The sequence below is a fragment of the Thermobifida alba genome, from assembly GCF_023208015.1.
Lineage (GTDB): Bacteria > Actinomycetota > Actinomycetes > Streptosporangiales > Streptosporangiaceae > Thermobifida > Thermobifida alba.
In genome coordinates this window covers 2895861-2911583 of sequence record NZ_CP051627.1, presented here as the reverse complement: position 1 = coordinate 2911583, position 15723 = coordinate 2895861, and the positions used below count along the sequence as shown (strand labels likewise).

Sequence of the window (15723 nt, the reverse complement as noted above, 5' to 3'; positions counted from 1 at the left end):
GCTCAAGCCGCCGCTCCCCCGGGGGAGGTGGCGGCCAGGAACTCGGGTCCGGGGGTCGCGCCGGCCCGCACCGCCTCGCGCAGCCGCAGGTCCAGCGCCTCCCGGCGGACCCGCACGTCCAGGTAGAGCAGTGTGGTGACGCCCGCGATGAACGGTTCGCTGACGCAGCCGGTCACCAGCATGCCCAGGAACGACAGCACGACGGTGAACAGGGTGGCCAGGGGCAGTTCTTCGGTGATGCCGGTCAGCAGCGCGCCCAGGGAGAACGGCAGGGACAGCACGTTGGCGACGACCGAGGAGAGCAGGAAGGCCAGGACCAGCGCTCCCGCCATCCGCCAGAAGTTGCTGGTGCTCAACTGCCAGGAGCGCACCAGCGCCTGGCCGGGGCTCGCCCGCTCCAGGACCGCCACCGGGACGGCCAGCGAGGTCTTGACCGCGAGCCAGCCGAACAGCGCGACGTACCCGGCGAGGAGCAGCAGGAACAGCGGCAGGCCGACGAGGGGAACGATCACCAGCAGGAGCACGGCGAGCAGGAACACCACGGTCAGCGCGCTCAGCGCCACGGAGGAGAACGCCAGGTAGAAGCCGACCAGGGTGAACAGGCTGCCCCAGCGGCCGCGCAGGGCCGCGACGGCCTCGCGCAGGGACATCCGGCGGCCCAGCGCGGCCGCGGCGACCACGGCGCTGAGCAGACCCAGGAGCAGGACGCTGCCCACGGACTGCAGCAGCGTGCCGACGTAGAAGCTGGCCGTGCCGAGCCCCGACATCCCCAGGACGGCGGGGTCGGCGACCTCCGAGCGGAGCAGTTCCGTGTATCCGGAGAACATGTCGGCCATCCCCAGGGCGGGCAGCACGCTGGTGAGCGCGACGACGAGGAAGCTCAGGCCGAACGCGGTCCGCGGATTGGCGCGCACGTAGTCGAATCCGCCGTTGAGCAGGTCGCCCAGGGTGGCGGGGCGCAGGGCGGCCGCGGCGGCGCCGTCCGTCCCGGCCGCGGCGGAAGCGGGGCCGTCCGGGCCCGGCGGGGCGGGCGCGCCCGGGGGAGGGGGCCACCCCTGCGGGACCGCCGCGGGGGCGGGGGCGTCCGGCGCGGCCCAGGGCGACGGGGCGGGCGGGGTCCAGCCCGGTGCGCCGACCGGGTCAGGAGGCGCGGCGTCCGGTGCCCCCGGCTCCTGCGGCGCCGCCGGCGGCTGCCCCGGGACGGGGGCGGAGGTGTGATTCCCCCCATCGGGGCCGGGCGCTGGGGTAATGTCCTGCCTGGGGGGCTGGCTGGAAGAGGGCTGCCCTCCCGGGGCGCGCCATTCCTGACCCTCCTCCTCGGACATGGGACCTCCTGTGTCGACCGTGCAGGCGGTGCGCCGCCTCCCGTGGTGCGGCACTCTCACGCTATGCGAGTCCAACCTACTGCCGGGATGTCGGGGACGGGGACGTCACTGACCGCGTATCGTCCGACCTGCGGTCATCTGTTGGTTTTGTATGCTTTTGTTATCTGACGTCCTGACCTCCGCCACGAACGCGGCTGCCCGCACTGGACGGAACGGCGGACAGGCGGCAGTGTGGGCGGGACAGCCCGGAGCTCGCCGCCCACCGACGCGAGACGCCGACGGGACGTCCCACCGGAACAACAGCCCGAGGAGGGCCGGTCGAGCTGACGGGGCCCGGCTGGAAGATCGTCGAAGTTCTGCCCCTTGAGAGTGTCCGGAAAGGAGAAGGCGGACCGGAGTCGTCCCCGAGCGGGATGTCGACCGACGCCGGAGAATTGATGAAGGGACGCGTACTGGTCGTCGACGACGACCTCGCTCTCGCCGAGATGCTGGGCATCGTGCTCAGAGGTGAAGGCTTCGAGCCGTCGTTCGTGCACGACGGAGACAAGGCTCTGGAGGCTTTCCGCGAGACCAAACCCGACCTGGTGCTGCTGGACCTCATGCTGCCCGGAGCGGACGGCATCGACGTGTGCCGCCAGATCCGCGCCGAGTCCGGGGTGCCCATCGTGATGCTCACCGCCAAGAGCGACACCGTGGACATCGTCCTCGGCCTGGAGTCCGGCGCCGACGACTACATCGTCAAACCGTTCAAGCCCAAGGAGCTGGTGGCCCGCATCCGGGTCCGGCTGCGCCGCACCGAGGAGCCCGCCCCCGAGGTGCTGCAGATCGGCGACATCACCATCGACGTCGCCGGGCACTCCGTCCGCCGCGGCGACCAGCCGATCAGCCTCACTCCCCTGGAGTTCGACCTGCTCGTCGCGCTCGCCCGCAAGCCCCGCCAGGTCTTCACCCGCGAAGTCCTGCTCGAACAGGTCTGGGGGTACCGCCACGCCGCGGACACCCGCCTGGTCAACGTGCACGTCCAGCGGCTCCGGGCCAAGATCGAGAAGGACCCCGAACACCCGGAGATCGTGGTCACCGTGCGGGGCGTCGGGTACAAGGCCGGCGCCGCCTGACGGCTCCGAGGACGGAAGCGGTGACGGACAGCGTCCACGATGCGAACGCGGCTGCCCCCGCCCCGGGCGGGGAGGCCGCGTTCACGCGATGGCAGCGGACGGGCGCCGCGCTGCGTGCCGGATACCTGGTGACCCAGCGGCTGGCGCGCGCCCTCGTCACCGCCGTGCACTCGCGGTGGCGGCGCTCCCTGCAGCTGCGCGTGGTCACCACCACCCTTCTGGTCTCGGTACTGGTCACCGCGGTCCTGGGCTTCTTCATGGTGCAGCAGGTCCGTTCCGACCTGCTCAAGGCCAAGGAGCAGGCCGCGTTCGGCGACCACTACATCGGTCTGACCGCGGCCCTGGGCATCCTGCAGGACAGCGGCCAGCAGGACCCCGAGCGCCACCTCGACGAGATCGTCGAGGAGCTCAGCGCGCGCAGCGGCTCCACCGGACTGTACGACGTCGTGATCCTGCCGTCGGTGGGCGGGATGACCGGCCGCGCCAGCGGCGGTGTCGCCGAGGCGAGCGTGCCCGCGCAACTGCGCGAGGAGGTGCAGGGCAGCGAGGGCGACACCCAGCACGGCCGCTACACCGAGATCATCCGCGGTCCCGACCGCGAGCCCGGGCTGGCCGTGGGCGCCCAGCTGTCCAGCGCCTACGAGCTGTACTACCTGTTCCCCCTCGACCACGAACAGCAGATGCTCGACCTGGTGCAGCGCACCCTGGTCCTGGTCGCCTCGGTCATGGTCCTGCTGCTGGCCGCCATCGCCTACGTGGTCACCCGGCAGGTGGTCACCCCGGTGCGGCAGGCCGCCAGTTCGGCCGAGAAGCTGTCCTCCGGAGACCTGTCGGAGCGGATGCGGGTCCGCGGCGAGGACGACCTGGCCCGCCTGGCGGTGTCCTTCAACGACATGGCGGGCAGCCTCCAGGAGAAGATCCAGGAGCTGGAGGAGCTGTCCAAGGTCCAGCGCCAGTTCGTCTCCGACGTCTCCCACGAGCTGCGCACCCCGCTGACGACCATCCGCATGGCGGGGGACCTGCTGTTCGAGGAGCGGGACGGCTTCGACCCGACGGTGCGGCGCTCGGTGGAGCTGCTGCAGAGCCAGCTGGAGCGCTTCGAGGAGCTGCTCACCGACCTGCTGGAGATCAGCAGGCACGACGCCGGCGCCGCCACGCTGGCGGTGGAGCGCTCCGACATCCGCGACGCGGTCCTCAAGGCCGTCAGCGAGGCCGAGCAGATCGCAGAGAAGCGCGGGATCAAGGTGGTGCTGCGGCTGCCCGCGGAGCCGTGCACCGCCCAGTTCGACGCCCGCCGCATCAACCGCATCCTGCGCAACCTCATCGTCAACGCCATCGAGCACAGCGAGGGCAAGGACGTCGTCGTGACCGCGGCCGCGGACCGGGACGCGGTGGCGGTGGCGGTCCGCGACTACGGGGTCGGACTCAAGGAGGGCGAGGAGCACCTGTGCTTCGACCGCTTCTGGCGCGCCGACCCGGCCCGCGCCCGGACCACGGGCGGAACCGGGCTGGGGCTGGCCATCGCCAAGGAGGACGCGCAACTGCACGGAGGCTGGCTCCAGGCGTGGGGGAGACCGGGCAAGGGGTCGCAGTTCCGGCTGTCGCTGCCGAGGGTGTCCGGCACCGAGTTGCGCGGCTCCCCGCTGCCGCTGGTGCCGCCGGAGGTGGCGCTGGGGGGAGCACTGTCGGTGTTCAGCGGCCAGCAGGTGGATCTGGAGAGCGTGCGCGGCACGGGCGCGGGGGAGGAAGCGTGATCGGACGGCCGAGCCGGATCCTCGCCGCGGCCGGGACGGCCTGTCTCGCGGCGATGCTGTCGGGATGCGCCACCGTGCCCACCGGGGGCCCCACCTTCGAGGGCCGGGGCGGCGAGGTTCCGGGCCAGGTGGACACCTTCACCCGGCTGCTGCCCGCCGGACCGCAGCCGGGCTGGGGGGAGAACGCGCTGGTGCGCGGTTTCCTCAAGGACATGGGCAGTTTCGAGGAGAACCACGAGGCGGCCCGGCTGTACATGACCGAGGAGCGCAGCGAGGACTGGCGGCCCAGCGACCGGGTGCTCGTCTACGAGGAGATGGACGCCGTCCGCTTCGACGTGGAGACGGTCGAGGAGGAGCGGACCGCCCGGGTGCGGGTCCGCACCCGGCTGTACGCCACCATCCGCCCGGACGGCCAGTACGTGGCGGCCGACCAGGGCGAGACGATCGACGTGGTCTTCGACCTGGCCAAGGTCGAGGGCGAGTGGCGGATCGCGAACCTGCCGGACGACATCCTGCTGAGCCGCCAGGACGTCGACCGGGTGTACCGCCCGCTCAACCTGTACTACTTCAACCAGGACATGAGCAGGCTCGTGCCGGACCCGGTCTTCCTGCCGGTGCGCTCCGCGGTGGACATCACCGAACAGCTCGCCCGGCGCCTGGTCGCGATGCTGGTGGAGGGCCCCACCGACTGGCTGGCGCCCGCGGTGCGCACGTCCTTCCCCGAGGGGACCACCGCCACCGTGGACCACTCCTCGGGCAGCCTCGTCGTGGACCTGGACACCCCGGCCCCGGACGACGACCCCAGGTGGCGCTTCAAGATGGGCGCCCAGCTCGTGTGGACCCTCAAGCAGCTTCCCGAGATCCAGCAGTTCACCCTGCGCATCGGCGGCGAGGAGGTAGAGCTGCCCGGGGTCGAGGACGGCGTGCTCCAGGCCAGCAACCAGGAGTGGAACGCGGTCAACCCGGCCGGGATGCCCGGGTCGCCGCGCGCCTACTTCATGCGGGACGGCCAACTGTGGTCGCTCGACGTCGACCAGCAGGAGAAGCTGGTCCCGGGCGCACCGGGACAGGGGCACGTCCTGCTGGAGGAGCACGCGGTCTCCCTCGACGAGAAGCGGGTGGCGGGCATCGCGCCGGACGACGGCTCGGTCCGGGTGGCCCCCATCACCGAGGGGGGCGGCTACACCACCGTGCTCGACGGCGGCGACTACACCTCGCTGTCCTGGGACGGCTACGGCAACCTGTGGGTCCTGGAGGACCTGTCCGACGAGGTGGCCCGCGCCCAGCAGGAGGAGGACCTCGCCGACGACACCGAGCCCGGCGGCACCGCCTCGGAGGGCTCCGGGCGGTCCGACGCGGCCCCGGCCGGGGGGAGCCGGCTGACCCGGCTGTGGCTGCTGGCCGACGGCGCCGACCCGGTCGAGGTGCACGCGCCGGAGCTGGCCGGGACCCCGGTCGCCCAGCTGCGGGTCTCCCGGGACGGCACCCGGGTGGCGGTCCTGACCGGGACCGCCGAGGCCGGCCGGGTCCTGGTGGGCCGGGTGGTGTACGGCGAGTCGTCGGTGTCCCTGCAGGCCTTCCTTCCCCTGGCCGGGGACCTGACCACCGTCACCGCCCTGTCCTGGCGCGGCGCCGACCAGTTGGCGGTGCTGGGGCAGCGGGACCGCGGCGCGGTCCAGGCCTACCTGGTCTCGCTCAACGGCAGCGGGGAGTCCACCAGCGCGGGCGCGGTGACGGGCGCCGACATGAAGACCATCACCGCGGCCCCGGGCATGCCCCTGCTGGCGGGCACGGAGGAGGACACCATCTCCTCCTCCAGCGACCGCCTCATGTGGCAGCGTGCGGTCGACGGCACCAAGCCGGTCTACCCGGGGTGACCCCGGGCCGGCCCGGGGTTGTCCACAACCGGGGAATCCGGGGTGCGGCGCCCCGCTGCGCGGCCGCACCGTGGAGACATGACGATCCTCTCGGTCCTCACGGAATGGACGGCGGCACTGGGCGACCTGGTGCTGGAGCAGCGCTGCGCCGGATGCGGGAGCGCCGGCGGGCCGGTCTGCGCGGTGTGCGCGGACGTGATCGACCAGGGGCCGTGGCGCTGCCGCTCCCGGCGCGGCTGCCCGCCGGTCTGGGCCGCCGGCCCGTACGCCGGCCGCGGCCGCGCGGTCCTGCTGGCGTTCAAGAACGGCGGCCGCAGGGCGTTGGCGGGGCGGCTGGCCGACGGGTTGGCCGCCGCGGTGCGGGCGGCCGCGCCCACGGCGGAGCGGATCAGCCTCGTCCCCGTGCCGGGGCGGGGCGCGGCCACCCGGGAGCGCGGCTACGACCCGGTGCGGACGCTGGGCGCGGCCGCGGCGGCCCGGCTGCGCGCGCAGGGGGTGGCGGCCCGCATGGTGTGCCCGCTGCGCTACGCCCGCACCACCCGCGACCAGGTGGGCCTCGACGCGGCGGCGCGGTGGGCGAACCTGGCCGGGGCCATGCGGGTGCGGTCCCGCGGTGGGGTGCCTCCCGCGGGAGGCGCGACCGTCGTCGTCGACGACGTGCTCACCACCGGCGCCACGCTGGCGGAGGCGGTCCGGGCGCTGGGCGCGGCGGGGGTCCGGGTGGCCGGTGCGGCGGTGGTGGCGGAGCGCGGTCCGCGGGAGCGGGGTGAGGACGGCCACACCGGGCGGGAGGCGGCGCTCGGGTCCTTCCCACCGGGGCGCCGGAGCGGGGGAGTTCTCCGCGAACCTCCGGCAAGTCGTTGGAAGACAGTACCTGACAACTGGCCGATCTCGGGCTAGCGTTCCAGGTATGGCACCCGTCCGGGTCCGTGGTTGCGTCGAACGCGGCGTCCTCCTCACGAGGGCTCCGGGTCGGCAAGCCGATGCCAGCCGCAGGCGAAACGGCCCACGTAAGGCGACTTTTCGTCGACTGATCACGGTGCGGCTTAGAGGTAAGTCCTGCCTCTTGGGAGGGTCCGATGCCCTCCGGACAAGGGAGAAGGGCAGTAGTGGCGCACAAGCGCCGCGAGCCCCTCAGCAGGCGGATGTGGGGACGAAGACCAGGTCGGCCGGACGGGTGGCACTTTCTGTCCACACGGGGCGCGCCCTGCGGGGCGCCCCCCTTGTGGGCCTCGCGACCGCCGGAGCTGCCCCGCACGGCCGCTCCGGCGCACGCTCCGCCCTCCGCTCCCCGAACACGGTCCGCGTACCGCGCCGACCGGTCGCCCCACCTTTCCTCCTGTTGAACACGGGACCAACGGCCAGTGATGACCACGCGGTTCACGGGGTATACGCCCAACTGAGGAGACCCGTGGCCACTGTGGCCAGAGAGGAGGAAGAGACGGACAACCCGGCGCTTACAGCGAACGGGGCGCACACCACACAGCTGGCCGCCGCACACGGACGGCCAAGCGAGAAGGGGGTCTTGTGGACATCATCGTCAAGGGTCGACGCACCGGAGTCAGCGACAGGTTCCGGCGCCACGTCGAGCACAAGCTGGCCAAGCTCCACAAGTGGGACCACAAGGACATGATGAACGTCGATGTGGAGGTGTCCAAGGAGCGCAACCCGAAGCTCGCCGACCACCGCGAGCGAGTCGAGTTGACCATCCGCTCCGCCGGCCCGGTGATCCGGGGCGAGGCCGCTGCGGACGACCGCTACACCGCTCTGGACCTCGCCCTTGACCGACTTGAGGCCCGACTGCGCAAGGCCGCCGACCGCCGCAAGGTGCACAAGGGGAGCCGCGGGCTGGTCTCCGTCGCCGCTGCCACCGCGCAGCTGCCCACCGACAACTCCCCGCTCGGTTCCGTCGTCCAGCCGCAGACCGCCGAACAGCGCCGCCGGGAGTCGGCGGAGCCCGAGGAGGAGTTCGACGGCAGCGCCGTGGACAGCGAGTTCGCCGACGAGTTCGTCGAACTCGACACCAAGGGCGACGCCTCCCTGGTGGTCCGCGAGAAGTTCCACCACGCCGAGCCCATGACCATCGACCAGGCGCTGATGGAGATGGAGCTGGTGGGGCACGACTTCTACCTCTTCCGCGACAAGGAACAGGGGTCGCCCAGCGTGGTCTACCGGCGCAAGGGGTTCAACTATGGCGTGCTGCGCCTCATGGAATAAAGTTTCCTACATCTGAATAGCGTCCGGTGTGCCGCGTCCGGTTCCGCGGCCGGGCGCGGCGCACCGTGGGGTACGGCGCTCCGGCGGGATCCCGATGACCCCCGGGTCGCCGGGGCCGGGCACGGCCACGTCTTTCCGTGGGCGGACGGCACGGCGTTCGCCCACGGAGCGCCCGCACCCGTGTGACGCCGCCGCGCGGGAGGAAGGAACACAGGCAGTGAGCGGGAGTCCCCCCACCCGACTGGAATCCATCAAGGTGCTCGTCGTCGACGACCACGCGTTCTTCCGGAGAGGGCTGGTCTCCGTCCTGGCCGAGGAGCCCGACATCGACGTGGTGGGGGAGGCCGGGGACGGTGAGGAGGCGGTCGCCCGGGCCGCCGCGCTCCGCCCCGACGTCGTGCTCCTGGACGTGCGCATGCCCAAGGCGGGAGGCATCGACGCCTGCGCGGGGATCAGGAACGCCGTTCCCGAGGCCAAGATCGTGATGCTCACGATGAGTGACGAGGAGGAGGACCTCTTCGAGGCGCTCAAGGCCGGTGCGACCGGCTACCTGCTCAAGGAGATCTCGGTGGTCGAGCTCCCCGAGGCGGTGCGCGCGGTCTCCAACGGCCAGTCCTTCATCAACCCCTCCATGGCCACCAAGCTCATCGGCGAGTTCACGGCACTGGCCCGCAGGGAGGACGAGCGGGGGCGCACCCAGCCCACGGCGACACCCCGGCTGACCGGTCGGGAGACCGAGGTGCTGCGCCTGGTCGCACGGGGGTTGAACAACCGCGACATCGCGGACCGGCTCTACATCTCGGACAACACCGTCAAGAACCACGTCCGCAACATCCTGGAGAAACTCCAGTTGCACTCGCGGACCGAGGCCGCCGTCTACGCGATCCGGGAGAAGTTCCTGGACGCCGACGACACCGACACGGGAGGCGGCAGCTCCCGCGGCAGGTGACCACGCTCCGTAATACCCTCCTCGCGGTACGCAGATGTGCCTGGGGAGGGAATAGGCTCTCCTACGATGGAAGCTACGGGGAATGGATGCGTCCCGTCTCCGGATGCGGGCCACGATCGCGAGGAGCGCATTAGAAGTGCCAGGCATACTCGACAGGGTCCTGCGCGCAGGCGAGGGCAAAGTCCTGCGCAGGCTGAAGAAGCTCAAGGACCAGATCAACTCCATCGAGGATGATTTCGTCGATCTCAGCGACGCTGAACTGCGTGAGCTCACCGACGAGTACAAGCAGCGGCTCAAGGACGGTGAGGAGCTGGACGACCTGCTCCCCGAGGCCTTCGCCACCGTTCGCGAGGCGGCGAAGCGGACCCTGGGGCAGCGGCACTTCGATGTGCAGCTCATGGGCGGCGCCGCGCTGCATTTCGGCAACATCGCCGAAATGAAGACCGGTGAGGGAAAGACGCTCACGGCGACACTCCCCGTCTACCTCAACGCGCTCACCGGCAAGGGCGTCCACGTGGTCACCGTCAACGACTACCTGGCGCGTCGCGACGCCGAGACCATGGGCCGCATCTACCAGTTCCTCGGCCTGGAGGTCGGCGTCATCTCCCCGGAGATGTCCCAGGCCGACCGCCGCAAGGCCTACGAGGCCGACATCACCTACGGCACCAACAACGAGTTCGGCTTCGACTACCTGCGCGACAACATGGCGCGGTCGATCGACAACTGCGTGCAGCGGGGCCACCACTTCGCGATCGTCGACGAGGTCGACTCCATCCTGATCGACGAGGCGCGCACCCCGCTGATCATCAGCGGTCCCGCGGAGCAGAACTCCCGCTGGTACACCGAGTTCGCCAAGATCGCCCCGCGGCTGCGCCGGGACGTCGACTACGAAGTCGACGAGAAGAAGCGCACCGTGGGCATCACCGAGTCCGGTGTGGCCAAGGTCGAGGACTGGCTGGGCATCGAGAACCTCTACGAGGCCGTCAACACCCCGCTGATCAGCTTCCTCAACAACGCCATCAAGGCCAAGGAGCTCTACCGCCGGGACAAGGAGTACATCGTCAAGGACGGCGAGGTGCTCATCGTCGACGAGTTCACCGGCCGTGTCCTGCGGGGGCGCCGCTACAACGAGGGCATGCACCAGGCCATCGAGGCCAAGGAGAAGGTGAAGATCAAGGACGAGAACCAGACTCTCGCCAAGATCACCCTGCAGAACTACTTCCGCCTCTACGAGAAGCTGGCCGGCATGACCGGTACCGCGGCCACCGAGGCGGCGGAGTTCCACCAGACCTACAAGCTCGGTGTGGTGCCCATCCCCACCAACAAGCCGATGATCCGCGAGGACCTGCGCGACGTCGTCTACAAGACCGAAGAGGCCAAGTTCGAGGCGGTCGTCGAGGACATCGCCGAGTGCCACGAGAAGGGCCAGCCGGTACTGGTGGGCACCACCAGCGTGGAGAAGTCCGAGCTGCTGAGCAAGATGCTCAAGCGGCGCGGCATCCCGCACGAGGTCCTCAACGCCAAGAACCACGCGCGTGAGGCGGCCATCGTGGCCCGCGCCGGAAAACTCGGCGCCGTCACGGTGGCCACCAACATGGCCGGCCGCGGTACCGACATCATGCTCGGCGGCAACCCGGACTTCATCGCCGCCGAGGAGCTGAGCGAGCGCGGCCTGTCCCCGCTGGAGACCCCGGAGGAGTACGAGAAGGCCTGGCCGGAGGCGCTGGAGAAGGCCAAGAAGGAGGTCGAGGCCGAGCACGAGCAGGTCGTCGAGGCCGGCGGACTGTACGTGCTGGGCACCGAGCGCCACGAGTCCCGGCGGATCGACAACCAGCTGCGCGGCCGTTCCGGCCGTCAGGGCGACCCCGGCAAGTCCCGCTTCTACCTGTCGCTCCGCGACGACCTGATGCGGCTGTTCAACAGCGAGCGGGTCCAGATGATCATGGACCGCCTGAACCTGCCCGACGACCAGCCGATCGAGTCGGGCATGGTCACCAAGGCCATCCAGAGCGCGCAGAGCCAGGTCGAGCAGCAGAACTTCGAGATCCGCAAGAACGTCCTCAAGTACGACGAGGTCCTCAACCGGCAGCGCAAGGTGGTCTACGCCGAGCGCCGCAAGGTGCTGGAGGGCGCCGACCTGCGCGAGCAGGTCGAGGGCATGATCGACGACGTGCTCGACTCCTACGTCCGCTCCGCCACGGTGGAGGGCGACCCGGAGGACTGGGACCTCGACCGCCTGTGGACCGCCTTCAGCCAGGTCTTCCCGGTGAGCTTCACCGCCGACCAGCTGATCGAGGAGAACGGCGGCGACATCAGTGCGCTGACCCCGGACATCATCAGCCAGCGGGTCCGCGAGGACGCCCACGAGATCTACGAGCGCCGCGAGGCCGAGATCGGCGAGCAGACCATGCGCGAGGTGGAGCGCCAGGTCATCCTCCAGGTCATGGACCGCAAGTGGCGCGAGCACCTCTACGAGATGGACTACCTCCAGGAGGGCATCGGCCTGCGCGCCATGGCGCAGCGCAACCCGCTGATCGAGTACCAGCGGGAGGGCTACGACATGTTCCAGGAGATGCTTGAGGGCATCAAGGAGGAGTCGGTCCGCTTCCTGTTCAACGTCGAGGTCCGGGTGAACCAGCCGCAGGCGGGCGGGATCACCGCCGCGTCGGCGGCCGCCACCGCCTCCGCGATCCCCGTAGTCACCCCCGACTCCGAGAAGCCGGAGGAGGGCGCGGCCGAGGACTCCGCCGCCGAGGAGGCCCCGGCGGCCGGAGGGGCCCCCGGGGCCGAGCAGGAGAAGGCCGAGAAGGCCGAGGCCGACGGGGAGAAGAAGGAACCGGAGGTCGTGGTCCCCGGGCTGGGCGGGACGGAGAAGCCCGCGCGGCTGCAGTACACCGGTCCCAGTGAGGGCGGCGGTGTGGAGAAGCACACCGAGAACAGCGAGCCGGAGTACGCCGGCACGCCGCGCAACGCGCCCTGCCCGTGCGGTTCCGGCAAGAAGTACAAGAAGTGCCACGGCGCTCCCAAGACGCGCGTGTGACACCACCGGTGAACGGGCGGCGGCCCCGGGAGACCCCCGGGGCCGCCGCCCGTTCCGTGCGTTGTCCGCGACAGGGCGGACACGTGCGGTCCCGGGGACGGGGACAAGGGGACGGAATGTTTCTGTCACGGAGCGGCCACGCGTTTTTCCGCCGACCGTCTAGGTTTCCGCACCGCTCCGGCCTAAGCTCTGCTGTGACCCACGGCACCTCGCGAGTCCGGGTGGCTACCGCCGTCCGACAACGCCCTGGCCGGTGAAGGAGGTAGGAGCGTGCTTGCGGTACTCGCCCCCGTGACGGGGGTGGCTGTGGGGCTCGCCAGGGTCCCCGAACCGACGTTCGCGCAGGGGCTGGTCGGTCCGGGAACCGCCATCGACCCCCGGCGGGAGCTCCAGGAGGCGGTCGCCCCGATCACCGGTCGGATCGTCAGCTTCCACCCGCACGCCTTCGTCGTGCGCAGCGCCCACGGCAAGGGCGTCCTGGTCCATCTGGGGATCAACACGGTCCGGCTCCCGTTGATCCGGGGATTTGAACTTCTGGCCGCCCAGGGCCAGGATGTCACGGCCGGACAACCGTTGATCCGGTGGAACCCCGCCGAGGTCGTGGCGAGCGGAGTTTCCCCGATCGTGCCGATCGTGGCCCTGGACGCCGACGGCGACGTCATCTCGCGTCCGGTCAGCGGCGAAGTCAGACGAGGAGCACTGCTGTTTCGATGGGCGTGAGACAAGCCGGGACCGGGGGGACGCCGCGGGCGGCCCTGTTCGACCTCGACGGGACCCTGATCAACAGCGAGCCGCGCAGCGTCGCCGTGTGGGCCAAGGTGCTGCGGGCCCGCGGCGTCGACCCGGACGAGGCGCTGCTGCGCAGGTTCATGGGGCGGCGCGGCCGGGACGTGATCACCGAACTCTCCCACCTGTTCCCGGGGGAGTCCCTGGACGACATCTTCGCCGACCTGTGGCGGTACGGTCAGGACCCCGACCTGCCGCGGGTGGAGCAGCTGCCCCAGTCGGTCGCCTTCCTGCACCACCTGCACTCCCGGGGCGTGCCGTTCGCCCTGGTCACCTCCGCGGGACGGCACTGGGCCGAGAGCACCCTGGAATCGCTGGGCGTCCGCGCGATGTTCCGCGGCCTGGTCACCGCGGACGACGTCACCGTGGGCAAGCCGCACCCCGAGGGATACCTCAACGGGGCCCGCATCCTCGGCCACGACCCCGAGCACATCGTGGTCTTCGAGGACACCCCGGCGGGGATCGAGGCGGGCCGCAGCGCCGGCATGCGGGTCGTCGGCATCACCACCACCCACCCGCCGCAGGCCCTGACCCGGGCCGACCTGGTGGTGGACCACCTGACCCAGGTGGCCTGGCCGCAGCTGGTCCTGCGCGACCCGGACGCCCCCCGGTCCACGCTGGCCGGGCAGGCGTGAGCCGCGCCGAGCGCCGGGTCACGGTGGTCTCCCCGGTGGGGCTGCACGCCCGGCCCGCCGCCCGGTTCGTCACGGCGGCCTCCGCGTTCGACGGCCGGGTGCGCATCGCCCGCCCCGGCGGCGCGAGCGTGCCGGCCACGAGCATGCTGGCGGTGCTGACGCTGGGGGTGCGCAGCGGAGAGGAGATCGTCATTACCGTCGAGGGCGAGGGGGCCGAGGAGTTGCTGGACCGGCTCGCCGAGATCGCCGCCACCCCGTGACGGCCACCCGGTCCGGGAGGCCGGGAAATCCGGTGTACGGCCCCCGGAACCGGGGGCGTCGCCCTAGTCTGAGAGCGTGTCCGTGTTTCGACGTCTGCCTGTGCTGGCCGGTGCCACTGTCCTGCTCCTCACGACCGCCTGCGGCGGAGGAGACGAGCCCCGCCCCGGGGAGCGACCCGCGCAGCCCCCGGACTCCACCGACCCGGAGGCCGCGGCGGCGGAGCTGCTGGCGGAGATGAGCCTGGAGGAGAAGGTCGGCCAGCTGTTCGTGCCCGTCCTCGTCGGCACCACCGCCGAGGAGAACGCCGACGTGGTCGAGCGGTACCACCCGGGCGGGTTCATCTACTTCCCCGAGAACCTGGAGACCCCGGAGCAGGTCGCCGCCATGTCCAACGGCCTCCAGGAGCTCGCCGCCGACAGCGGCGCCGGGGTGCCGCTGTTCCTCGGCGTGGACGAGGAGCAGGGCCTGGTCTCCCGGCTGCCGTTCGGCGCGCGCTTCCCCGACGCGATGGCGCTCGGCGCCACCCGCGACCCCGGCATGGCCGCCGAGCTGGCGTCGGCCACCGCCGAACAGCTGGCGGCGGTCGGCATCAACCTCGACTACGCGCCGGTGGCCGATGTCAACGTCAACGCCGACAACCCGGTCATCGGCATCCGCTCCTTCGGTTCCGACCCGGAGCTGGTCGGCGAGATGGCGGCGGCCGAGGTGACGGCGTTCCAGGAGGGCGGGGTGGTGGCGGTCGCCAAGCACTTCCCCGGCCACGGCGACACCGACGTGGACAGCCACACCGGTCTGCCCGTCATCGACAAGAGCCGCGAGGACTGGGAACGGGTCGACCTGCCGCCGTTCCAGCGGCTGGTCGAGGCCGGGGTCGACATGATCATGACCGCGCACGTGCTCATGCCGCAGCTGGACGGCTCCCAGGAGCCCGCGACCCTCTCCCCCGACCTGATCACCGGGGTGCTGCGCGAGGAGCTCGGCTACGACGGCGTGGTCACCACCGACGCGCTCAACATGGAGGGGGTGCGCCAGACCCACGACGACGGCGAGGTCGCGGTGCGCGCGGTGCTGGCCGGGGCCGACCAGTTGCTGATGCCGCCCGACCTGGACCTCGCCCACTCCGCGGTGCTGGCAGCGGTGCGGGAGGGGCGGATCAGCGAGGCGCGGCTGGACGAGTCGGTGCTGCGCGTGCTGCGGCTGAAGCTGCGCCGCGGCCTGTTCGACGCCGCGCCCGCCGACGCGGACGCCGCGGCCGGGGTGGCCGGGAACGCCGCGCACCACGACGCCGCCCAGCGGGTCGCGGACGCGTCGGTGACCCTGCTGCGCAACGACGGCGGCCTGCTGCCGCTGGCGGAGGGCGCGTCGGTGCGGGTGCTGGGGGTCGGGGCCGAGGAGATCGGCGCGGCACTGGCGGACCTCGGGCTGGCCGTCACCGACTCCGCGGACGGCGCCGACGCGGTCGTGGTCGGCACCGACGGGGCACGCGGTGACGCCGAGCAGCGGGACCTGGTGGCGCGGGCGCGGGCCTCGGGCGCCCCGGTCGTCGTGGTGGCCCAGGGCACCCCCTACGACCTCGCCGCGCTGCCCGGCATCGACGCCTACCTGGCCGTCTACTCCTCGATGGAGGTGTCCCGCACTGCTGCGGCCCGGGTGATCGCCGGGGCGGTGTCCCCGTCGGGGCGGCTGCCGGTGGACCTTCCCGGCACCGACCTGGCCTTCGGCGGCGGTCTGGGCTACTGACCGTTCCGGCCGTCCGGGCGGGCC

The 15723-nt window shown here is 71.6% G+C and carries 12 protein-coding genes; 11 read left to right on the top strand and 1 reads right to left on the bottom strand.

Annotated features, from left to right (window positions below; translation table 11 throughout):
* Positions 1–2 precede the first annotated feature (2 nt).
* Positions 3–1325: a hypothetical protein gene (locus FOF52_RS12835; RefSeq protein WP_248593973.1), complete on the bottom strand. Its 1323-nt coding sequence runs from the start codon at positions 1323–1325 to the stop codon at positions 3–5.
* Positions 1326–1762: 437 nt separating this feature from the next.
* On the opposite strand from FOF52_RS12835, the gene mtrA reads away from it, so the two are divergent.
* The 11 genes from mtrA to FOF52_RS12780 all read left to right on the top strand — a co-directional run bounded on the left by mtrA (position 1763) and on the right by FOF52_RS12780 (position 15699).
* The gene (gene mtrA / locus FOF52_RS12830; protein WP_248590203.1) at positions 1763–2440 is read left to right on the top strand and encodes an MtrAB system response regulator MtrA; all 678 of its coding nucleotides are present in this window, start codon (positions 1763–1765) and stop codon (positions 2438–2440) included.
* Positions 2441–2460: 20 nt separating this feature from the next.
* Positions 2461–4194, top strand: a complete 1734-nt coding sequence (mtrB, locus tag FOF52_RS12825; protein WP_248590202.1) for an MtrAB system histidine kinase MtrB — start codon at positions 2461–2463, stop codon at positions 4192–4194.
* Positions 4191–6071, top strand: a complete 1881-nt coding sequence (locus FOF52_RS12820) for an LpqB family beta-propeller domain-containing protein (RefSeq protein ID WP_248590201.1) — start codon at positions 4191–4193, stop codon at positions 6069–6071. The genes mtrB and FOF52_RS12820 overlap by 4 nt, the downstream gene beginning before the upstream one ends.
* Before the next feature lie 78 nt (positions 6072–6149).
* Positions 6150–6971, top strand: a complete 822-nt coding sequence (locus FOF52_RS12815; protein ID WP_248590200.1) for a ComF family protein — start codon at positions 6150–6152, stop codon at positions 6969–6971.
* A gap of 627 nt (positions 6972–7598) precedes the next feature.
* Positions 7599–8288: a ribosome hibernation-promoting factor, HPF/YfiA family gene (gene hpf, locus FOF52_RS12810; protein ID WP_248590199.1), complete on the top strand. Its 690-nt coding sequence runs from the start codon at positions 7599–7601 to the stop codon at positions 8286–8288.
* A gap of 217 nt (positions 8289–8505) precedes the next feature.
* Positions 8506–9237, top strand: coding sequence for a response regulator (locus FOF52_RS12805; protein WP_248590198.1), 732 nt, complete (start codon positions 8506–8508; stop codon positions 9235–9237).
* A gap of 136 nt (positions 9238–9373) precedes the next feature.
* Complete coding sequence (gene secA, locus FOF52_RS12800; RefSeq protein ID WP_248590197.1) at positions 9374–12277, top strand: preprotein translocase subunit SecA; 2904 nt, start codon at positions 9374–9376, stop codon at positions 12275–12277.
* 270 nt (positions 12278–12547) lie between these two features.
* The gene (locus tag FOF52_RS12795) at positions 12548–12997 is read left to right on the top strand and encodes a PTS sugar transporter subunit IIA (RefSeq protein ID WP_248590196.1); all 450 of its coding nucleotides are present in this window, start codon (positions 12548–12550) and stop codon (positions 12995–12997) included.
* Positions 12988–13698: an HAD family hydrolase gene (locus FOF52_RS12790; protein WP_248590195.1), complete on the top strand. Its 711-nt coding sequence runs from the start codon at positions 12988–12990 to the stop codon at positions 13696–13698. Before FOF52_RS12795 ends, FOF52_RS12790 begins: the two co-directional genes overlap by 10 nt.
* On the top strand, positions 13695–13958 hold the full coding sequence (locus tag FOF52_RS12785; protein ID WP_248590194.1) for an HPr family phosphocarrier protein: 264 nt from the start codon (positions 13695–13697) through the stop codon (positions 13956–13958). Before FOF52_RS12790 ends, FOF52_RS12785 begins: the two co-directional genes overlap by 4 nt.
* 82 nt (positions 13959–14040) lie before the next feature.
* A complete protein-coding gene (locus FOF52_RS12780; protein ID WP_248593853.1) occupies positions 14041–15699 on the top strand; it encodes a glycoside hydrolase family 3 protein in 1659 nt (552 codons plus the stop codon).
* Positions 15700–15723: the final 24 nt, after the last annotated feature.

Coding starts and splice junctions, on each gene's coding strand:
- FOF52_RS12835 (WP_248593973.1), bottom strand. CDS start 1,325: ATGTCCGAGGAGGAGGGTCAGGAATGGCGCGCCCCGGGAGGGCAGCCC.
- mtrA (WP_248590203.1), top strand. CDS start 1,763: ATGAAGGGACGCGTACTGGTCGTCGACGACGACCTCGCTCTCGCCGAG.
- FOF52_RS12815 (WP_248590200.1), top strand. CDS start 6,150: ATGACGATCCTCTCGGTCCTCACGGAATGGACGGCGGCACTGGGCGAC.
- FOF52_RS12790 (WP_248590195.1), top strand. CDS start 12,988: ATGGGCGTGAGACAAGCCGGGACCGGGGGGACGCCGCGGGCGGCCCTG.